Here is a 20,939-nt window from a genome sequence, read left to right as displayed (position 1 = left end):
CTATGGTGGCGAGGGCTGTGCGCCCTCGTTTGGTACACTTAGAGATACTGGACAAGTGAGGAGATGGGGGAGAACGTGCTCAAGTTCGGTACCTACGTTCGCGTTGGAAACGCGGCCGAAGCCTATGAGCTCTTACAGAAGAACCGCAACAACAAGATTGTGGGCGGCGGCATCTGGATGCGCCTGGGTTCGCGTCGCGTGGCGACGGCGATTGACCTTTCGGCCTGCGGACTCGATCAGATCGAGGAGACCGAGACCGAGTTTCGCATCGGTGCCATGTGCACCCTGCGCCAGCTCGAGCGCCATGCCGAGCTCAACGCGCTTGTCAGCCATGTCTTTGAGTTCGCCGTCCACGATATCGTGGGCGTGCAGCTGCGCAACACCGCCACGGTGGGCGGCAGCATCTACGGTCGCTTTGGTTTCTCGGACGTGCTCTCGGCCTTTTTGGCGCTCGATTCGTACGTTGAGCTGACGGGGGCCGGCCGCGTGCCGCTCGCCGAGTTCGTGGATATGGGCTACGTGCGCGACGTGATCGAGCACGTGGTGGTCGTTAAGCACGATTACCGCGCAAGCTACGAGGCCGTGCGCAAGGCCGCGACCGACTTCCCCTCCTTAAACGTCACCGCCGCCTGGTGGGACAACAGCTGGCATGTCACCGTGGGCGCCCGCCCGCTGCGCGCGACCCTGCTGCAGGGCGAGGCATGTGGCCTGGTGAGCGAGCAGCCTTCCGAGGACGAGCTGCGCGCCCTGGCCGCGTCCGTACGCGCGCTGAGCTACGGCACCAACCTGTGGGGCTCAGCCGACTATCGCCGTTGCATCTCGGCGCCGCTTGCCGTGCAGGCCGTGCGTCGCGCCGCCGGCATCGAGCTTTCGGCCTCGCTTGCCCGCGAGCTCGAGGGCGTGCAAGTGCCTAAGTTTGCCACGGACGAGTATTCCTGCCGCCGCGTGCCCGGCGTCGATTCTAGCGAGGTGCGCTAATGGCTGCCAAACTCATCGATCTTTCCTTTACGCTCAACGGCCGCAAGGTCAAGGTTCAGATTGCCCCCGACACCATGCTCTTTGCGCTGCTGCGCGAGCAGGGCTGCGCGTCGGTGCGCTGCGCCTGCGAAACCACCAACTGCGGCCTGTGCACGGTGTGGCTCGACGGCGACCCGGTGCTGAGCTGCTCGGTTCCCGCTGCGCGCGTCGAGGGCCGCTCCGTCACCACGCTCGAGGGCCTCAAGGCCGAGTCCGAGGCGCTCGCCCACGCAATGGCTGCCGAAGGCGCCGAGCAGTGCGGTTTTTGCGCCCCCGGCCTCATCATGAACGTGCTGGCGCTTGCCCGCGCCGCCAAGGAGGACCCGAGCCTCGTCGCCACGCGCGAGGAGCTCTCGCGCCAGCTCGCCGGCAACCTCTGCCGTTGCAGCGGCTACGAGAGCCAGCTGCGCGCCATCGTCCGCTTCCTTAACGAGTCCGGCGTGCAGGTGGGCTTTGAGATGCCCGAGCTTCCGGTCAACGACACCAGCTGCGATGGCGTCTCGTACAAGCAGATCACCCATAAGCAGCCCAAGAAGGACTCGAAGGCCCTGCTCGAGGGGCGTCCCGTCTACACAGGAGACCTGGTGCCCGCCGGCGCCCTTATCGTCAAGCTCAAGCGCAGCCCGTATGCCCGTGCCAAGATCCGCTCCATCGATACGTCGCGCGCCCTGAAGGTGCCCGGCGTCGTGGGCGTCTACACCTACGAGGACGTGCCCAAGCGCCGCTTTACCATCGCCGGCCAGAGCTATCCGCAGCCGAGCCCCTACGACCGCCTGATCCTCGAGAACCTGGTGCGCTACCAAAACGAGGAGGTGGCGATCGTCGCCGCCGAGACCGAGGAGGCCGCCGACAAGGCACTCAAGCTCATCAAGGTCGACTACGAGGTGCTCGAGCCCCTGCTCGACTTTACCCAGGCGCTCGATAACGACATCGTGGTCCACCCCGAGGGCGACGTGACCTTTATGTTCCCGCAGGGCGGCGACGTTGCTCGCAACCTGGTGTGCAGCGGTACCAGCGATTTTGGCGACCTGGACGAGGCCTTCGCCCAGAGCGACATCGTCTTTGAGCGCACCTACACCAGCCAGGCCACGCAGACCGCGCCCATGGAGACCTTCCGTGCCTTCGCGACGACCGACGCGTTCGGCCGCATCTCGGTGACCACCTCCACGCAGGTGCCCTTCCATGTGCGCCGCATGGTCGCGCAGTCGCTCGACATTCCGCAGTCGCAGGTGCAGGTTATTAAGCCGCGCATCGGCGGCGGCTTTGGCTCCAAGCAGACGGGCTGCTGCGAGATCTTCGTGGCGTTCGTGACGCAGCAGACTGGCCGTCCGAGCTATTGCTGCTACACCCGCGAGGAGACCATCACCGCGGGCAACTCGCGTCACCAGATGCAGATGACCGTCAAGCTGGGCGCCATGAACGACGGCACCATCACGGCCATCGACCTGCACACGTTGTCCAACGCCGGCGCGTATGGCGAACATGCCACCACGACGATCGGCCTCTCGGGTCACAAGAGCCTGCCCATCTACAACCACGTGAAGGCGAGCCGCTTTAGGTGGGACGCCGTCTACACCAACACCAACCGCGGCGGTGCGTATCGCGGCTACGGCGCCACCCAGGGCCAGTTTGCCGTGGAGAGCGCCGTCAACGAGCTCGCCGACATGCTGCACATGGATCCCGCCGACCTGCGTCTTAAGAACATCGTGCGCGAGGGCGAGATTATGCCGCAGTACTACAACGAAAAGCTCAACGCCTGCGCGCTCGACCGCTGCCTGCTGCGTGCGATGGACATGATCGGCTGGCGCGACAAGCCGCTGGCCGTGGACCTGGGCGACCGCGTGCGTGCTCTGGGCTGCGCTCTCACCATGCAGGGCTCGGGCATCTCCAACGTGGATATCGGCGGCATTGACATGCGCCTGGAAGAGGACGGCTTCATTACCATCGGCACCGGCGCCACCGATAACGGCATGGGTGTCGACACGATCCTGGCGCAGATTGCCGCCGAGGAGCTGGGCGTGGAGAGCTCGCTTATCGTGGTGCGCGGCGTGGACACCGACGTCTCGCCGTTCGATGCCGGCTCGTACGCGAGCTCGGGCACGTACGTGACGGGCCTGGCAGCCAAGAATGCCGCGACCGAGCTGCGCGAGAAGATCTGCGCCAAGGCCGCCCAGATGTGGGACGTGGACGCCGCCGACGTGGTCTTCGACGGCCAGTACGTGCGTCTGTCTGACGAGCGCGCCGCTCGCGAGTGCGGCCGTTACCTCACGCTGCGCGACTTTGCCAACCTGTGCGTCAAGAACATCGCGGGCGGCGACGCGCTCACCTCGCATGCTTCTGCCTGCCTGCCCGTTTCGCCTCCGCCGTTTATGGCCGGCATTGCCGAGGTCGAGGTCGACAAGGCCACCGGCAAGGTGACTGTGGTGGACTATGCGGCGGCTGTGGACTGCGGCACCGTGATCAACGAGGCGCTCGCGCGCGTCCAGGCCGAGGGCGGCATTGCTCAGGGCATCGGTCACGCGCTCTACGAGATTGTCGAGCACGACGACCGCGGCCGCCTGCGCACCGGTAACTTTATGAGCTACAAGCTGCCCACGCGCCTGGATATCGGCAGCATTCGCGTGGCCTTTGAGCCGAGCTACGAGCCGACGGGCCCGTTTGGCGCCAAGTCGATCGGCGAGGTCGTCATCAACACACCGCTCGCCGCCGTTGCCTCGGCCGTGGCGCACGCCACCGGCCACCAGGTTCGCTCGCTGCCGATCACGCCCGAGAAGGCCCTGCTGGGGGAGTAGGCGAGGAGTCGCTGTCGACGCTCTTTGCCTAGCCCGGGGAAACCGCAGCCCACTTTTCAACCGAATTGTGGGCTGCGGGAGATAGCCGATGGGGGTAGCTAATTTGGGACGGGGCTTTTTTCGCTACCCCCACAAGCGGGGTAGCTAAAAAAGCCCCGTCCCAAATTAGCTACCCTGTTCCGCTGTAACTCGTGGTGAGGTCGTGGGCCTAAAAAGGTGTGCGTGCGCTTGCCGTTCGTATCTGCTATCATTCCTAGTCTGTGCGCTCATGCGGGCGTGGCGGAATTGGTAGACGCGCCAGATTTAGGTTCTGGTGGGATTCCCGTGAAGGTTCGAGTCCTTTCGCCCGCACCAACGCACCTGCGTCGGCCTCGGCCGTCGCGACACTTTGTTGCATAAAGGTACCAGCACCTCAGATAAGCTGGGCAGTATGAGGAGGAACGTGTTGAACATCACCGCTTCTGACGTCAAGGACGCCAAGCTCACCGCTACGGTCACCATCCCGGCCGCCGACGTCGACGCCGCGATCAAGAAGGCCTACAAGGACACCGCCAAGAAGTACCGCTTCCCGGGCTTCCGTGCCGGCAAGGCTCCCCGTCCGGTCATCGACGCTGCTCTTGGCGCCGAGGCCACCCTCGCTCAGGCCACCAACGATCTGATCGCCGCCAACGAGCCCGCCGTCCTCAACGAGCTGGACATCGTCCCCACCAAGAACGGTGACTACAAGGAGCTCGACCTCGCCAAGGATCACGAGGACTACACCTACACCGTCGAGTTCTCTCTGCGTCCTGCCGCCGAGCTCTCCTCCTACGACGCCGTCGAGATCGAGATGCCTCCCGCGGAGGTCACCGAGTCCGAGATCAACAACCAGGTCGAGATGCTCCTCAACTACCGTGCCACCTTCGAGGACGTCGAGGATCGTGCCGTCGAGGCCGAGGACTACGTTACCGTCGACCTCAAGGCCGTCGAGAACGCCGACAACTTCGCTGCCGAGGGCCGCATGCTCATTGCCGGTAGCGACAGCAACCCCAAGGAGTTCAACGAGGCTCTGATCGGTGCTAACGTCGACGACGTCAAGACCGTCACCTGGACCGACGAGGTCGAGGAGGGCGAGGAGGCCGAGACCCACACCGTCGAGGTCACCGTCAAGGGCATCAAGGTCCGCAACACCCCCGAGCTCACCGACGAGCTCGTCAAGTCCGACTTTGGCTTCGACAGCATCGACGCTATGCGCGACGCCATCAAGCTCGAGATCGAGCAGGACAAGGCTTCCCGCCTTCCGGCCGAGAAGGAGAACCGTTGCGTCGCCGCTCTCGCCGAGCGTCTGCAGCTCGAGGAGATGGACGCCGACTACGAGCAGTCTGTCTTTGAGGAGCTTGGCCAGAACTTCCTGTCCAACCTCGCTGCCCGCGGCATGACGCTGGACACCTGGCTGCCCGCTTCCGGCCTGACCATGGAGCAGTTCATCGGCGACCTGCACAAGCAGGCCAACGACGTTGCCCGCGAGTCCCTGGCGCTCGACGCCCTCGCCCGTGAGCTCAAGATCGAGGTCACCGAGGACGACGTCAACGCCGAGTTCGAGAAGGCCGGCGTCAAGGACGTCGAGGCTTCCAAGGCCGAGTTCATCGCCGATGGACGCATGCCTGCCGTCCGCGAGTCCATCCGTCGCTCCAAGGCCGTCGACCACCTGGTCGAGAACGCCAAGGTGACCGAGGTCGACGAGACCGCCAAGGACGCCGAGTAATTCTCGCCACCTTTCCCGCGAGCGCATGCAGGCGCCCGTGATGGGGTAAAGTTATAAACCGGTCATTCGGTTGCTTCGTACGGTGCCAGCCAATGCATAGCATGCGGGCACCGTACGTTTATCTAGAACCAATTTGGTCCGCAAGAGAGAAATGGAGATGCGTATGATCGCTAAGTTCGATTCCGCCCTCGTGCCATACGTTATCGAGCAGACGCCGCGCGGCGAGCGCAGCTACGATATCTATTCGCGCCTGCTCAACGACCGCATCATCTTCTTGGGCGAGGAGATCAACTCCGTCAGCGCCAACCTGGTCGTTGCCCAGCTGCTGCATCTTGAGAGCCAGGATGCCGAGAAGGATATCTCGCTCTACATCAATTCGCCCGGTGGCGAGGTCTACTCCGGCCTGGCGATTCTGGACACTATGAACTTTATCAAGCCGCAGGTCTCCACCATTTGCGTCGGTATGGCCGCGTCTATGGCCGCCGTGCTGCTTTCGGCCGGCGCCAAGGGCAAGCGCTTCTGCCTGCCGCACTCCAAGGTCATGATTCACCAGCCCAGTGGCGGTGCCCAGGGTCAGCAGACCGAGATCGAGATCGTGGCCGAGGAGATCAAGAAGACCCGTCGCGAGCTCAACCAGATCTTGTCCGACGCCTCGGGCCAGCCGATCGAGAAGGTCCAGGCCGATACCGAGCGCGACAACTACCTGACCGCTGCCGAGGCGCTTGACTACGGCCTGATCGACCGTATTGTCACCTCGCGCGATCTTGCCGCGAAGGACGCCTAGGATGGCCGGTAACATGCAGGACAACTTTGACGAGAACGGCAACCCCATCCGCTGCTCCTTCTGCGGAAAAGAGCAGGGTCAGGTGCGCCGCCTTGTAAAGGGCCCTACCAACATCTTTATCTGCGACGAGTGCGTTGCCGCCTGCTCCGAGATCTTGGAGGAGTCGCTGGCTTCGGACTTTATGGATGCTGCTTGCAACGGCAAGCTGCCGGGCTTCCTCAACGACCACGGTCAGGCTGCCGGGCAGCCTGCCATGGATCCCGAGGCCGAGGGCTTTGAGCTCGAGGACGACGTACGTCAGGTCATCACGCACGTGCCGACCCCGCACGAGATCTATGACGAGCTTTCGGCCTATGTCATGGGTCAGGAAGACGCCAAGCGCGCCATGTCGGTTGCCGTGTACAACCACTACCGTCGCGTGATCGAGGGTGGCGCCGCGCTTTCGGCCTTTGACGAGGCCTCGGGTGTGGGTTCGCGGCTCGACGACGATATGGACGAGGTGGAGCTCGCCAAGTCCAACATCTTGCTGCTCGGTCCCACCGGTACCGGTAAGACCTTGCTCGCCCAGACGCTCGCGCGCATCCTCGAGGTGCCGTTTGCCATCGCCGACGCCACCGCACTCACCGAGGCCGGTTACGTGGGCGAGGACGTGGAGAACATCCTGCTCAAGCTCATCAATGCTGCCGATGGCGATATCGAGCGTGCGCAGGTCGGCATCATCTACGTGGACGAGATCGACAAGATCGCCCGCAAGGCCGAGAACCTCTCCATCACCCGCGACGTTTCGGGCGAGGGCGTTCAGCAGGCGCTGCTTAAGATCCTTGAGGGCACGGTGGCAAGCGTTCCGCCCACCGGCGGCCGCAAGCACCCCCAGCAGGAGCTGCTGCAGATCGACACGACCAATATCTTGTTTATCTGCGGCGGTGCCTTTGTGGGTCTGGACAAGATTATCGCCGATCGCGTGGGCAACAAGGGCGTGGGCTTTAACTCCGAGATCGCCGGCCCCACCTCGGTCGACGAGAACGACCTGCTGCGTCAGGTGCTCCCGCAGGACCTCAACGCCTTTGGTATGATCCCCGAGTTTGTGGGACGTACGCCCGTCGTCACCCAGACACAGGCGCTCGACGAGGACGACCTGGTGTCGATCCTGACCGAGCCAAAGAACGCCGTTGTGCGTCAGTACCGCAAGATGTTCCAGCTCGAGGACGTTGAACTTGAGTTTGAGGACGCCGCCCTGCACGAGATTGCCCGCATGGCGCTTGCCCGCAAGACCGGCGCCCGCGGCCTGCGCTCCATCTGCGAGGACGTGCTGCAGCAGACGATGTTCGACCTGCCGAGCGAGGAAGGAGTCGCCAAGGTCATCGTGACCGAAGCCTCCGTAAAGGGCACCGAACAGCCCCAGCGCATCTACGGGTAAACCTGCCAAAAAGGGACAGGTTTATTTTGGCAGGTTTTATCAGGGAGAATGACGTTTGCCCATATAAAACCGACCAAAATAAACCTGTCCCTAAATGGTAGGTTTCGCAAATGTGAATTTGAATAGCCTCCGACCACCCGCGGTCGGAGGCTATTTTATATATACGCAATAACCCCAACTACCTGTGTTATTCTGTTTGTTTGTTTAAGCCTCAGCGAAGTCATTACAGACTGAAGTAATCGATACCTAAGGGGAGGAATGCAGACCCTGGCGGGCCTACATTCCTCCCCGGTGGGACGGGAGAGATATATGGAAGAGATGCCCAAAAACTACGATCCGTCGACCAACGAGCCGGCGATCCTGCAGAAGTGGCTCGACGGCGGCTACTACAAGCGCCGCGAGGGCGTGGGCGACTGCACTGTCACCATTCCGCCTCCCAACGTGACCGGCAAGCTCCACATGGGTCACGCCACCGACGACTCCATCCAGGATGCCATCATCCGCATGGCCCGCATGCGCGGCAGGTCCACCCGCTGGGTGCTCGGTACCGACCACGCCGGTATCGCCACGCAGACCAAGGTCGACAAGAAGCTCAAGAGCGAGGGCATCAGCCGCCTGGAGATCGGCCGCGATAAGTTTGTCGACGCCTGCTGGGATTGGACCCACGAGTACGGCGGCATCATCGTCGAGCAGATCAAGCGTATGGGCTGCTCCGTCGACTTTGATAACGAGCGCTTTACCATGGACGAGGACTACGCCCAGGCCGTGCGCAAGGTGTTCTGCGACTGGTACCACGACGGCCTGATCTACCGCGGCAAGCGCATCGTCAACTGGTGCCCCAACTGCACCACCGCCATCTCGGACGACGAGGCCGAGTACAAGGACGAGAAGGGTCACCTGTGGCACCTGCGCTACCCGCTGACCGAGCCGGTCAACGGCCAGGACTACATCGTCGTCGCCACTACGCGCCCCGAGACCATGCTCGGCGACACGGGCGTGGCCGTCTCCCCGAAGGACCCCGAGAAGGCCGCCTTTGTGGGTAAGACCGTCAAGCTCCCCATCGTCGACCGCGAGATCCCCATCTTTGAGGATTGGCATGTCGACGCCAACTTTGGCTCCGGCTTTGTCAAGGTCACCCCGGCCCACGACCCCAACGACTACGCCATGGGTCAGGCCCACGACTTGCCGCAGATCAACATCTTTGACGAGCATGCGGTGGTCGTCGAGGGCTACGGCGAGTTTACCGGCATGACCCGCGAGGAGTGCCGCGAGGCCGTCATCAAGTGGTTTGAGGAGCACGACCTGCTCGATCACGTCGAGGATCACGATCACTCCGTCATGCACTGCTACCGTTGCGACTCCGCACTGGAGCCGTGGCTGTCCGAGCAGTGGTTTGTGGCCGTCGACAAGCTCAAGGGGCCGGCGCTCGACGCCGTCAACTCCGGCAAGGTGACCTTCCACCCCGCGCGTTGGACGCAGACCTATACCACCTGGATGGAGAACCTCAAGGACTGGTGCATCAGCCGCCAGCTGTGGTGGGGCCACCGTATTCCCGTGTTCTACTGCGAGGACTGCGGCTGGGAGGATGCCCTTACCGAGGACACCGACGTGTGCCCTAAGTGCGGCGGTCATCACGTGCATCAGGACGAGAACGTGCTGGACACCTGGTTCAGCTCGCAGCTGTGGACTTTCGCCACGCAGGGCTGGCCGCAAAAGCCGGAGCTACTCGAGGGACATCACCCCACCACGGCACTCGTCACCGCGCGCGACATCATCGCGCTGTGGGTCGCCCGCATGGTCATGAGCTCGCTGTACTTCCTGGACGAGGTGCCGTTTAAGGATGTCGTCATCTACCCGACGATTCTTGCCAAGGACGGCAGCCGCATGTCCAAGTCCAAGGGCAACGGCGTTGACCCCATGGACCTCATTGGCATGTACGGTGCCGACGCCATGCGCTTCAACCTGCTGACGCTCTGCACCAACAACCAGGATGTCAAGTTTGACGCGAACATCGATAAGAAGACCAAGAAGCTTATCGACAGCCCGCGTACCGAGCAGGCCAAGTCGTTTGTGACCAAGATCTGGAACGCCAGCCGCTTCCTGCTTATGAACATGGAGGGCTACACGCCCGGCGAGCCTGTCGTAGAGACGCCGGCCGACGCCTGGATGTTCAGTCGTCTGGCTAAGGCCGTCAAGATGGTCACCGAGGGCATCGAGAACTACACCTTTGGCGACATGGCCCGCGGTGTTCAGCAGTTCTTCTGGAACGAGGTCTGCGACTGGTACGTCGAAGTCACCAAGGCGCGCCTAAAGGGCGAGGGCCGTCTGCAGGCGCAGCGAAACCTGATCTTTGTGCTCGATACCTCTATTCGCCTGATGCACCCGCTCATGCCGTTTGTCACCGAGGAGATCTGGGACAACATGCCGGCGAGCGTGCTCGACCTGGACGCCGAGGGCAACGTGGACCGCGCCGAGGCGCTCATGATCGCCAAGTGGCCCGAGCCTGCCGACTACGTCAAGTATGTCGACGAGGACGCCGAGCGCGCGTTTGAGCTGTGTCGCACCGTTGTTTCTGCCGCCCGTGCCACGCGTTCGCGTTATCGCTTGAGCCCCAAGGCCGAGCTCGACGTGGTCGTGCGTGCCGGTGTCGAGGACATCGAGAAGCTCGAGAGCCTGCGCTCGACCATCGAGCCGCTGGCCAATACCGCCTCGCTGGTCATGGGTACCGATGTTGAGAAGCCGGCTGCGAGCATCGCCGTGGTCGACAGCGGCGTCGAGGTCTTTGTGGTGCTCGAGGGCAAGGTTGACCTTTCGGCCGAGAAGGCACGTCTGGAGAAGGAGATTGCCGCGGCCCAGAAGGAGCTCGCCGGCTGCGAGAAGACGCTCGCCAACGAGGGCTTTGTGGCCAAGGCCGCGCCCGCGGTGGTCCAGAAGAAGAGGGACCGTGCAGCTGAGCTCAAGGAGATCCTGGAGGCGCTGACTGCTCAGGTTGCTGACTTCTCGTAAGCGTTACTGGGGGACGCGGTTTGGGGCTTTGCTCGCTACTGCGGACAGTCCTGCTCGCACGAAGGCCACATTAAGTGGCCTTCGGCTCGTGCGGAACTTGTATCGAGCAAAGCCCCAAACCGCTCCCAGGTCGTTTACGTCGTTGCTTGCAACTGGTGGGTTAGGCCACTTGGCTGTGGCCTTGATTCTGCTGCAAAGCGGTGTTTGGCTGATATTTTGAATGGGAAGGGCTCGTTGTTGATTCGGGCCTCTTTTTATGTTGAGGGGACTTTGGGTTATGGCTAAGCGTTCTGGGTCGTATGTCGTTCCTTTCTCGTTTGATTTGCTTTCGTTTGATGAGGCTGTTGGGCTTGCTGCCGATACGGGGCGGATTTCTGGGGATGCTGGTCCTCTGCTCGAGACGGTTGTCGATATGCTCGATGAGCTGGGGCGGCCGGACGAGTACTTTGATTGCATTCAGGTTGCCGGTACCAATGGCAAAACTTCGACGACGCGTTTTTCGGCTGCTATCCTTCGCGGCGAGGGGCTCAAGGCTGCGCTTTATACGTCGCCGCAGCTTGTTCGCTATTCCGAGCGCATGGAGGTCGATGGGCACGTCGTGAGCGATGAGGCGTTTGCCCGTGGCGTTTCTGCTGCTGTTGAGGCGGGGCATCGAGTGAATGCGCGCCGCGTGGTGGCGGGGGAGCGTGCCTATACCATCACGCCGTTTGACCTGCTGACGGCCGCCGCGCTTGTGGTGTTTGCCGAGGCTCGCGTGGATGTCGCCGTGCTCGAGGTCGGCATGGGCGGTCGCTGGGACGCCACGAGCGCGACCGATCCCGTCGCCGTTGCCATCACGGGTATCGGACTCGACCACACGCGCATTCTGGGCGATACGCTCGAGGCCATTGCGGGGGAGAAGGCCGCCGTCATTAAGCCCGGGCGCCTGGTTGTGCTGGGCGAGGGCACGCATGAGCCGAGCGTTCAGCGCGTTATGGATGCCCGTTGTCGCGAGTGTGGTGTGGTGCCGCTGGTGGTGAGCCACGCCACGACCAAGGTGCCGGCGCATGTGGGCGATACGGTTGAGTTTAGCTGTACCACGCCGCGTGCGATTTATACGTCGAGCATGGTTAAGCCGGCGTATCAGCCGCAGAATGCCGCGTGCGCGATTATGCTCTGCGAGGGGTATCTGGGTCGCGAGCTCGACCACGAGGCGCTTGATGCTTCGCTTATGGGCTGTGCCACGCCGGGCCGTTTTGATGTGTTGGGAACCGACCCGCTCAAGCTGATTGACGCCTGCCATAACCCCCAGAGCTGCGAGAACTTTGTGAGCGCCTTGGACGAGATCGATCCGTGCGTAGAGAGCCGCCCCACGTTGCTGTGCGCCGCGCTGGCAGACAAGGACGTGGCGGGTATCGTCGATGTGCTGATCCCGGCCTTCCCGCGCGTGGTCGTCACACAGACCGATTCCGATCGCGCCCTGCCGGCGGAGGAGCTTGCTGCCCTGGTGGATTCCGATAAGCTCGCAGGCGTGTACCCCAGCGTGTCCGAGGCCCTCGCAGCCTTTGAGGCCGCAGGCGAGCCCTTCGTAGCAGCAGGCACCATCACCCTGGCCGGCGAAGTTGCCGGTCTGCTCCGCTAGATCCCTTCCGCAGGGTAGCTAGTTTGCCTGCTCGCCACGAAATGGGCCTATCTACTACGTTTGACCGGCTACCCTCAACCATGCCGAGAATCGCAAAATCAAAACCGCAGGTAGAAGGCTTGCCAATTTTCAAAAAATACCCGCATGGTCGCCCCATGGGGGTTAAACGTAGTAGATAGGCCCATTTCGTGGCGGCATTCATGTGATGCGGCAAAGGGGCTGTCCCTTTGCCGCATTGCCTAGTCTAGGCGGACCGGATCGTGGGGGTAGGCGTTGAGGATCTCGACGCCGCTCTCGGTGACCAGGGCAAGGTCCTCGATGCGGACGCCGGTGCGGCCGGGGAGGTAGATGCCCGGCTCGATGGAAAACGTCATGCCCGGCTCCACGACCTGCTCGTTGACGAGCGAGACGTCGCCCGGCTCGTGGTCTTGCAGGCCGATCGAGTGTCCCAGACGGTGCGTAAAGTACTTGCCATAACCCGCGTCCTCAATCACGTTGCGCGCGGCACGGTCCAGATCGCACATGCGCACGCCCGGTGCGATGAGCGCCTCGGCGGCCTCGTTGGCACGGCGTACGATGTCGTAGATACGCGCGGTCTCCTCGTCCGGCTCGCCCCAAAAGAACGTGCGCGTCATGTCCGAGCAATAGTTGCGGCGACGCCCGCCAATGTCGAACAGCACCACGTCGCCACGCTTGAGTACCGTATCGTCTGGCTCGTGGTGCGGGTCGCCGGCGTTGGCGCCAAAGCTCACGATGGGCGGAAAGCTAAAGCCCTCGCAATCGTGCTTGCGATACAGGCCAAGCATCTGGTCGGCGATCTCGCGCTCCGTCACGCCTTCGTGGACGAGCTCGATCGCGTCGGCCATCACGGCGTCGTTAGCGGCCGAGGACACGCGCATAAGCTCCTGCTCGCCGGCGTCTTTGTAGGTTCGCGCGGCGGTCACGGCAAAATCGCCTAGGAGGAATTCGCTCGCGGCATGGCGCTCCATGAGGGGCATCAAGAAGCCGGAGCGCATGACGGTGTCGATGCCGAGCGGTTTGGTCGGATCAACCTCGCGAGCGATGGCGTCGGCCACGACGTCGGTATCGGTGTGGTACGCGACGCGGGCATTGTCATACTCGGGCAGCTGATGCAGCGCGTTGACCAAGATCACGGGCTCGCTACCGCGTGCGAGCAGTACGCCGCAAAAACGCTCGAACATATCGGCATAAAAGCCGGTCAGGTAATAAATCGACCACGGGTCGTTTACGAGCAGCTGCGCGCCGGGGTGCTGAGCCTCGAGCGCATCGAGCACGCGTGCCACGCGCTGGTCATCGACATGTGCCATACATCGTCCTTTCGTTAGGTTGCCACCATGGTATCCCCAATGCCAGGGTAGTCAATTTGGGACGGGGCTATTTTAGCTGCGTCAAACATGTGAGCTGATAGGTAAAAGTAGTCAATATGGTCCCGTCCCAAATGGGCTGGTTTCAAAACTATGGCGGATTACGGGGCTGGACCTGTATTACTTGACCATGGGAAAAATCGCGAAATTAAAACCGCAGGTAGAAGGCTTATCAAAAATCGAAAATTGCCGGTATGGGTGGGGGTCTCCGAATCAGCTCCGTAATCCGGCATAGTTTTGAAATGGCACTAAAGTAGGCACAAGCTAAATACCGATCCCAAGGCAAGTTGCGGTGGAATAGTTCCTTGATGCCGGGGTTTTGGCGGAAATCGGGAATTATTTCACCGCAATTGAGGAGGGGCGAGGCGGATGCGGGGTAGCTAAAAGAGCACCGTCCCAAACGAGCTGCTTAGGCCGGGTCGATGTCCATGCTGGCGATGAGGTCGGTACCGGTGTCTAGGAGGTTGGGGAGGACTACATCGCCCATGCGGATGGGGGCTTTGACCACTAGGCCGCGGATGAGGTCCATGGTCTGGGCGTGGAGTGCCAGCGGGATGGCTTCGGCCGTGCGAACGGGCAGCAGTGCCTCGTCGCCGCCTGATACCGCCACGGTGGTAGTGAGGACGCGCATGGGGCAGGTGAGCTCCTGATGTGCGAACTTATCGCCGCGCGGGCAGCTGTTGCCGGTCACGGCGCGCACCGTCGCCACGCGGTCGTCGGCCCCGCGCTCCACTTCCACCGTAAGGAGGCACTCGGAGGGGCAGGTGGTGCAGTTGAACTGTAGCGTCTCGATCGCATTTGTGCTCATGGCTATGCCTCCTCGACGGGCTCGACGGAAAGGATAATCTCGCTGGCACCCAGGTCGAGCGCTCGCTGTATCACCTTTGCCGGCAGCGGGAAGCTTTCCATAACACTCGGTTTAAACGCGCGGACCTTGCCCGTAAGCAGTTCCTCGTCGCCCGCCAAAATGCGCACGCGGGCGGCATCGACCGGCCGGCGCACGCGGAAGTTGAGCCTGGTGAGTGCCACGGCCGTAATGCGTCCCGGCAGCGCGTAGCCGGCAATGTCGGCAGGGGAGACCGTGAGCTGGCAGCCAGCGCCCGTCTCGACATCCGCGCCGGTCCCCAGTGCGTACGTCGCCGCGGCTGCGCCGGCACGCTCGGACTCGGTCGTCACGTTGTCGGCCAGGTCGTGCACGTGCAGCACGTTGCCGCAGGCAAAGATGCCCGGCACGCCCGTCTGCAGGCTCTGGTCCACCACGGCGCCGCGCGTGCGCGGGTCAAGCTCAACACCCGCGCCTACCGAAAGCTCGTTCTCGGGAATCAAACCTACCGAAAGCAGCAGCGTGTCGCACGGAACGATGCGCTCGGTCCCCGGAATGGGCGCCAGATTTTCGTCGACCTGGCTCACCTCGACGGCCTCCACGCGGTCGTGCCCAATCACGCGTGTGACGGTGGTGGACAGGTGCAGCGGAATGCCAAAATCGTCCAGGCAATTCTTTACATTGCGGCGCAGGCCGTTGGCGTATGGCATAAGCTCGTACACGCCCTCGACCGAAATCCCCTCGAGCGTGCAGCGACGCGCCATGATGAGCCCAATGTCGCCCGAGCCTAAAATGACGGCGCGCGAGCCGGGCTTGAGGTTGTCGATGTTGATGTATCGCTGCGCCAGGCCGGCGGTAAACACGCCGGCGGGGCGGCTGCCGGGAATCTTGATCTCGCTGCGCGTGCGCTCGCGACACCCCATGGCAAGGACGACGGCGCGCCCGGTGAGCTGCAACATGCCGGCGGGGCTCATGAGCGTGACGGTGTGTGCCGAGGCTTCGCTCGCCGCGCCACTTGCGCCCGTGCCTGCGACTTTGTCCTCGCTTGAGTCGATCCCAATCACCATACTGTCCAGGAACAGTGCGATATCGGTTTCGCGCACCTGGTCGATAAAGCGCTGTGCGTACTCGGGACCGGTCAGTTCCTGCTTAAAGTGTGAGAGGCCAAAGCCCGGGTGGATGCACTGGCGCAGGATGCCGCCCAGGTGCTGTTCGCGCTCCACGATGGCCACGCGCGCTCCGGCCTTGCGTGCGGCAAGTGAGGCCGCCATGCCGGCAGGTCCGCCGCCGATAACGACTACGTCGAACGCCTGCGTCTGCACGGCGCCGGCAGCAATTGATGCCCTGTCGGCATCTGCGCAAGTGCACTCGACGCCCGATACCGCACCCATATCGATACTCGTCGCCATCCTAGCGCACCCCCTTCAACGGTCCCTCAACGAGCCACGAGCCAGTGTCCTCCAGCAGCACCTCGCTGGGATCGCAGCCCAGCTCGCGGGCCAGAATCCGCACCACGCGGCTCTGGCAAAAGCCGCTCTGGCACCGACCCATGCCGGCGCGGCAACGGCGTTTGACGCCCTCGACCGAGACCGCACCCGGGCGGCGTCGAATCGCGGCCACGATCTCGGCCTCGGGCACCGTCTCGCAGCGGCAGACAATCTGCCCCCACGCGGGGTCGGATTCAATGAGCTCTTCCTTGCGCGCAAGCGGCGCGCGGTCAAAGTCGTCCGGCGCACGGCGAATCGGATCCCAATCGGCCCGCTCGCGCAAAGCAACACCCGCCTCGCGCAGCACCTGCTCCATGCGCTCGGCAATGGCCGGAGCGCTCGCTACGCCCGGCGACTGAATGCCTGCCGCCTGGAACAGGCCTGGCACCACGGCGGACTGCCCAATAAAGAAGTCGTTCGTTCCCTTCATGACCGGACGCCCGCCGGCAAACGCTCGCACCACGCGGCGCGTGTCCAGATCGGGCACCAGCTTGCGCGCGCCGCTCAGCAGCGCGTCGACATCGCTCGCATAGGTCTGCGTGTCGCCCGCCTCGCGCACAGCGGCCGTCGCGGTGATCACCGTGTTGCCGTGGACGGTGCCCGTAACGATGACGCCCTTGGAAACCGGCGTGGGAACGGGGTAGAGCGGCATGAGTGCGCGCGGCTCCTTGTCCAGCACCACAATGTTGCCCTGGCGCCAGACCATCTGGAACTCCTCGGCGCCCGCCATATGCGAGATGTCTGCGGCGCCGTTGCCCGCCGCGTTAATCAAATAGCGGCAGCGCACATCACCGGCCGGTGTTACCAGCGTAAAACGAGCGGTCCCGTCACCGCTCCTGTCGCCAGCGCCGGGAGCTACCTTGATCGTCTCCACCGGTGCGGAGCGCACAAACGTCACGCCGTTGGCGACCGCGTTCTCCATCGCGGCGATGGCGACCTCAAACGGATCGACATAGCCGGTCGAGGGACACCACAGCGCGCACGTGGCCTGGGCGCTGGCGCGCGGCTCCAGCTCGTGGATGCGCTCGGCCCCGACGATCGCCAACTCGGGTACACCGTTTGCCAGCCCGTTGCTTTGCAGCTGCTCCAGCTGCGCGCGGTCTTGGTCGCTAAATCCCAGCACCATGGACCCGGTGCGGCAAAACAAAAAGCCCAGCTCCTGGGCCCACGTGCCATATAGCTCGCAGCCGCGGGCGTTGACCTGGGCCTTAACCGTGCCCGGCGCCGGATCGTAGCCGGCGTGCACCAGGCCACCGTTGGCCTTCGACGCGCCCAGGGCAATGTCGTTGGCCGCCTCGACCACGCAGATGGACAGGTCATAGCGTGCGAGCTGCCGCGCGATGGCGCATCCGGTGATGCCCGCGCCCACAATCGCGATATCAAACGTTTCCGTCACAGTGCCTCCAAGACGAGTTGACAGGCTGTCAATAAGGCTATCCTACGGTGTGCGCATCCCCCGCGCAGCGGCAATGCGGCGAACAGCACCGCTGCATCCGCCAACGGCAGGCGAGGGGAGACTCAGGTCAATCGGTGACCTCGTCTGGCACCCCTGTTGTCAAAGGTTTGTCTCGTTCTGTAACGGTAAGCAGAAGAGTTGGGTTCCAGATGTTACAGATCGAGACGTTTGCCAGGCGGGCCCTCTGTTTGTCTTAATTTGTAACAGTAAGAGTAGAAAATCGGTCCTATGTGTTACAGATTGAGATTTAAAGTCAGGGAGAGGTCATCTGTCTCGATCTGTAACATCTTGGGATCGATTTGGGGTCTAGATGTTACAGATTTAGATGAACCCATCAGTCGGTTTCGAATGTCTAAATCTGTAACAGTTAGACCTGTTTTTGCCGAGTTGTTGTTACAGATTGGGATATTGAGATTGGACATTTTCCTTTGTCTTGATCTGTAACAGATAGAAGGGTTTCTGGCCCCTAGTTGTTGCAGATTGAGATATTTAACGGAGGGCTCACCGTTCATCTTGATCTGTAACAGTAGGGACTGATCCTGGAGCCAAGATGTTACAGATTGAGATTTAAGTCTGGGAGAGAACGGTTTGTCTAATTCTGTAACATCTGGACCAGGATTCCGCTCTCACCTGTTACAGATTGAGATGTTTCTATCCGCCCATGCCTGCGACCTGCCAAATCGTTAACCCCCGTGTTACACTAACTCGAGTTGTAACTATCCCGAAAGGCCCACCTTATGTCCAAGTACATCTCTGAGCTCATGTCGCCGCAGCTTATGGGCGTCATCTATGCCTTTGTTGGCTTTATCATCGCCCTGTACGTGCTGTCGGTCGTCTATGTGTTTATTGACGCCCGCCGCCGCGGCGCTAGCGCTTACGTGGCATGGGGCATCATTGCCCTCATCCCGTTTGTAGGCCTCATCGCCTACCTGGTCCTGCGCCCGCACTCCTATGCGGCCGACCGCGAGGAGCAGGAGCTGGACATGGCCTTGCGCGAGCGCCAGCTTGCCCAGTACGGCACCTGCCCGCAGTGCGGTGCGCCCATCGAGAAGGACTTTGTGGTCTGCCCGGTGTGCGATACCCAGGTTCGCAACGTGTGCCCCAGCTGCCATCGCCCGCTCGACGCGCACTGGAAGGTCTGCCCCTACTGCCGAACTCGCATCCAGTAGCGCATCCATCGCCGGGCCGGCCGCAAGCCACGGGCCCCGCGCGCCGCGCGCAAGCCGCACGCAGCCCCGCCCCCACACGATGAAGCATGCGTAGAAAATCGCCCGCCGTGCCATTCAGGTGCGGCGGGCGCTTGTATACCTAGGTAACCTGCCTATAATGATGCAAGTCAAAACGCACGCGCCGGCAAGCGCAATGCACACCGCACGGCGCCAAGCAGCACTTGCACCAGGCATCCGAGAGGAGAAAACATACCCATGAAGGCACTCTACAATGACGGTTCGGTGGCCGAGCTCCCGCAGGACGAGGTAACGCACGTCATCCGCCACTCCGCCGCGCATATCATGGCGCAGGCCATCAAGCGCCTGTACCCCCAGGCCGATTTTGCCTACGGCCCCGCGACCGACAACGGCTTTTACTACGACGTCGACCTGCCCGAGGGCGTCAAGATCAGCGAGGACGATTTCCCCGCGATCGAGGCCGAGATGAAAAAGATCGTCAAGGAGAACCTCAAGTTCTCCGTGTACGAGAAGCCCCGCGCCGAGGCCATCGCCCTTATGGAGGAGCGCGGCGAGAAGTACAAGGTCGAGCACATCGGCGATCTGGACGACGATGCTCGCATCACCTTCTACCAGCAGGGCGACTACATCGACATGTGCGTCGGCCCCCACATCTGCTACACCAAGGCCCTCAAGGCCTTTAAGCTCACCGGCGTCTCGGGCGCCTACTGGAAGGGCGACAAGGAGAACAAGATGCTCACCCGCATCAACGGCGTCGCCTTTGCCACCAAGGAAGAGCTCGACGAGCACATGCGCATGCTGGAGGAGGCCAAGAAGCGCGACCACCGCAAGATCGGCCGCGAGATGGACCTCTTTATGATGCGCGACGAGGCCCCCGGCTTCCCGTTCTTCCTGCCCAACGGCATGATCCTTAAGAACACGCTGCTGGACTACTGGCGCGAGATCCACCAGAAGGCCGGCTACGTGGAGATCTCCACGCCGCTCATCATGAACAAGCAGCTGTGGAAGACTTCGGGCCATTGGGACCACTACAAGGACAACATGTACTCCACCGTCATCGACGACGAAGAGTACTGCATTAAGCCCATGAACTGCCCGGGCGGCGTGCTGGTGTACGCCTCCAAGCCGCACTCCTACCGCGAGCTGCCCATCCGCGCCGGCGAGATTGGCCTGGTGCACCGCCACGAGCTGCGCGGAGCCCTGCACGGCCTGTTCCGCGTGCGCTGCTTTAACCAGGACGACGCCCACCTGTTTGTGCGCCCCGATCAGCTGACCGACGAGATTGTGGGCGTGGTCAACCTTATCGACTCTGTGTACCAGAAGTTTGGCTTTAAGTATCACGTTGAGCTTTCCACCCGCCCCGAGGACTCCATGGGTTCGGACGAGGATTGGGCTCGCGCCGAGGAGGGCCTGCGCACCGCTCTGGAGCAGCTGCACATGGACTACGAGGTCAACGAGGGCGACGGCGCCTTCTATGGCCCCAAGATCGACTTCCACCTGGAGGACTCGCTCGGCCGTACCTGGCAGTGCGGTACCGTTCAGCTCGACTTCCAGATGCCGCTCAACTTTGACCTGGAGTACGTGGACGCCGACGGCACCAAGAAGCGCCCCATCATGCTGCACCGCGTGTGCTTTGGCTCCATCGAGCGCTTTATTGGCATTCTGATCGAGCACTTTGCGGGCAAGTTCCCCACCTGGCTGGCTCCCGTGCAGGTCAAGGCGCTTCCCGTCTCTGAGAAGAGCCGCGACTATGCCCACGAGGTGTGCGCCAAGCTGGAGGAGGCCGGCATTCGCGTGGTCTGCGACGACCGCGACGAGAAGATCGGCTACAAGATCCGCGAGGCCCGCAGCATCGACCGCGTGCCCTACATGCTCATCCTGGGCGAGAAGGAGGTCGAGGCCGGCAACATCTCCGTCCGCGATCGTTCCAACGAGACCGTTCAGATGAGCGTCGACGAGTTTGTGGCCAAGGTGACCGAGGAGATTAAGACTCGCGCCTAAGGCAAACTGCACAACAATTAACAAAGGCGACCGTCCACAAAGGGCGGTCGCCTTTTTTAATGCCCAAACAAAAAAAGCCGCTGGATGAGCGGTTTTTTGCACAAAAAGGTACAGGTTTTCGTATCTTTCGACACAGGTCATTATACGAGTTAATTCAGGCCGTTTTCCCAGATTACGCAAATTGCTGCGCAAGCAGACACATCTCCATACCCCTCTACA

13 protein-coding genes and 1 tRNA gene are annotated in these 20,939 nt (G+C 62.3%); 10 read left to right on the top strand and 4 right to left on the bottom strand.

The window, feature by feature from the left end:
- The first annotated feature begins 63 nt into the window (after positions 1-63).
- From ACTQ0H_RS05080 to ACTQ0H_RS05045, 8 genes are all read left to right on the top strand, one after another.
- Positions 64-978, top strand: a complete 915-nt coding sequence (locus ACTQ0H_RS05080) for an FAD binding domain-containing protein (RefSeq protein WP_441538023.1) — start codon at positions 64-66, stop codon at positions 976-978.
- The gene (locus ACTQ0H_RS05075) at positions 978-3,809 is read left to right on the top strand and encodes a molybdopterin-dependent oxidoreductase (protein ID WP_441056156.1); all 2,832 of its coding nucleotides are present in this window, start codon (positions 978-980) and stop codon (positions 3,807-3,809) included. The genes ACTQ0H_RS05080 and ACTQ0H_RS05075 overlap by 1 nt, the downstream gene beginning before the upstream one ends.
- A gap of 270 nt (positions 3,810-4,079) precedes the next feature.
- Positions 4,080-4,163 (top strand) — tRNA-Leu (locus ACTQ0H_RS05070).
- A gap of 88 nt (positions 4,164-4,251) precedes the next feature.
- Positions 4,252-5,553, top strand: a complete 1,302-nt coding sequence (tig, locus tag ACTQ0H_RS05065) for a trigger factor (RefSeq protein ID WP_441068066.1) — start codon at positions 4,252-4,254, stop codon at positions 5,551-5,553.
- A 163-nt stretch (positions 5,554-5,716) separates the two neighbouring features.
- A complete protein-coding gene (locus ACTQ0H_RS05060; RefSeq protein WP_022095182.1) occupies positions 5,717-6,337 on the top strand; it encodes an ATP-dependent Clp protease proteolytic subunit in 621 nt (206 codons plus the stop codon).
- A gap of 1 nt (position 6,338) precedes the next feature.
- Complete coding sequence (gene clpX / locus ACTQ0H_RS05055; protein ID WP_441538025.1) at positions 6,339-7,754, top strand: ATP-dependent Clp protease ATP-binding subunit ClpX; 1,416 nt, start codon at positions 6,339-6,341, stop codon at positions 7,752-7,754.
- A gap of 309 nt (positions 7,755-8,063) precedes the next feature.
- The gene (locus ACTQ0H_RS05050; protein WP_427747297.1) at positions 8,064-10,760 is read left to right on the top strand and encodes a valine--tRNA ligase; all 2,697 of its coding nucleotides are present in this window, start codon (positions 8,064-8,066) and stop codon (positions 10,758-10,760) included.
- 277 nt (positions 10,761-11,037) lie between these two features.
- Complete coding sequence (locus ACTQ0H_RS05045; protein WP_441547881.1) at positions 11,038-12,381, top strand: bifunctional folylpolyglutamate synthase/dihydrofolate synthase; 1,344 nt, start codon at positions 11,038-11,040, stop codon at positions 12,379-12,381.
- 239 nt (positions 12,382-12,620) lie between these two features.
- Here ACTQ0H_RS05045 and ACTQ0H_RS05040 read toward each other — a convergent pair whose 3' ends face one another.
- The 4 genes from ACTQ0H_RS05040 to ACTQ0H_RS05025 form a co-directional block, all read right to left on the bottom strand.
- Entirely contained in the window at positions 12,621-13,709 is a 1,089-nt protein-coding gene (locus ACTQ0H_RS05040; RefSeq protein WP_441538030.1) for a M24 family metallopeptidase, read from the bottom strand.
- A 466-nt stretch (positions 13,710-14,175) separates the two neighbouring features.
- On the bottom strand, positions 14,176-14,574 hold the full coding sequence (locus ACTQ0H_RS05035) for a DUF1667 domain-containing protein (protein ID WP_441547880.1): 399 nt from the start codon (positions 14,572-14,574) through the stop codon (positions 14,176-14,178).
- Between the two features lie 2 nt (positions 14,575-14,576).
- Complete coding sequence (locus ACTQ0H_RS05030; RefSeq protein WP_441547879.1) at positions 14,577-15,998, bottom strand: NAD(P)/FAD-dependent oxidoreductase; 1,422 nt, start codon at positions 15,996-15,998, stop codon at positions 14,577-14,579.
- Between the two features lies 1 nt (position 15,999).
- Positions 16,000-17,472, bottom strand: coding sequence for an NAD(P)/FAD-dependent oxidoreductase (locus tag ACTQ0H_RS05025; protein WP_441547878.1), 1,473 nt, complete (start codon positions 17,470-17,472; stop codon positions 16,000-16,002).
- Positions 17,473-18,269: 797 nt separating this feature from the next.
- Here ACTQ0H_RS05025 and ACTQ0H_RS05020 point away from each other — a divergent pair.
- Complete coding sequence (locus tag ACTQ0H_RS05020; RefSeq protein ID WP_006234085.1) at positions 18,270-18,701, top strand: double zinc ribbon domain-containing protein; 432 nt, start codon at positions 18,270-18,272, stop codon at positions 18,699-18,701.
- A 255-nt stretch (positions 18,702-18,956) separates the two neighbouring features.
- Positions 18,957-20,720: a threonine--tRNA ligase gene (gene thrS / locus ACTQ0H_RS05015; protein ID WP_441547877.1), complete on the top strand. Its 1,764-nt coding sequence runs from the start codon at positions 18,957-18,959 to the stop codon at positions 20,718-20,720.
- Positions 20,721-20,939: the final 219 nt, after the last annotated feature.

The sequence above is a fragment of the Collinsella sp. LCP21S3_A3 genome (genome assembly GCF_052118905.1).
Classification (GTDB): domain Bacteria; phylum Actinomycetota; class Coriobacteriia; order Coriobacteriales; family Coriobacteriaceae; genus Collinsella.
The sequence above is the reverse complement of the archived record's forward strand: the minus strand, read 5'-3'. Positions and strand labels throughout refer to the sequence as shown.

Excerpts from the sequence above, each read along its gene's own strand:
- ACTQ0H_RS05020 (WP_006234085.1), top strand. The coding sequence starts at position 18,270 with ATGTCCAAGTACATCTCTGAGCTCATGTCGCCGCAGCTTATGGGCGTC.
- ACTQ0H_RS05045 (WP_441547881.1), top strand. The coding sequence starts at position 11,038 with ATGGCTAAGCGTTCTGGGTCGTATGTCGTTCCTTTCTCGTTTGATTTG.
- ACTQ0H_RS05035 (WP_441547880.1), bottom strand. The coding sequence starts at position 14,574 with ATGAGCACAAATGCGATCGAGACGCTACAGTTCAACTGCACCACCTGC.
- ACTQ0H_RS05060 (WP_022095182.1), top strand. The coding sequence starts at position 5,717 with ATGATCGCTAAGTTCGATTCCGCCCTCGTGCCATACGTTATCGAGCAG.
- ACTQ0H_RS05050 (WP_427747297.1), top strand. The coding sequence starts at position 8,064 with ATGGAAGAGATGCCCAAAAACTACGATCCGTCGACCAACGAGCCGGCG.
- ACTQ0H_RS05075 (WP_441056156.1), top strand. The coding sequence starts at position 978 with ATGGCTGCCAAACTCATCGATCTTTCCTTTACGCTCAACGGCCGCAAG.
- ACTQ0H_RS05040 (WP_441538030.1), bottom strand. The coding sequence starts at position 13,709 with ATGGCACATGTCGATGACCAGCGCGTGGCACGCGTGCTCGATGCGCTC.
- thrS (WP_441547877.1), top strand. The coding sequence starts at position 18,957 with ATGAAGGCACTCTACAATGACGGTTCGGTGGCCGAGCTCCCGCAGGAC.
- ACTQ0H_RS05080 (WP_441538023.1), top strand. The coding sequence starts at position 64 with ATGGGGGAGAACGTGCTCAAGTTCGGTACCTACGTTCGCGTTGGAAAC.
- clpX (WP_441538025.1), top strand. The coding sequence starts at position 6,339 with ATGGCCGGTAACATGCAGGACAACTTTGACGAGAACGGCAACCCCATC.
- ACTQ0H_RS05030 (WP_441547879.1), bottom strand. The coding sequence starts at position 15,998 with ATGGCGACGAGTATCGATATGGGTGCGGTATCGGGCGTCGAGTGCACT.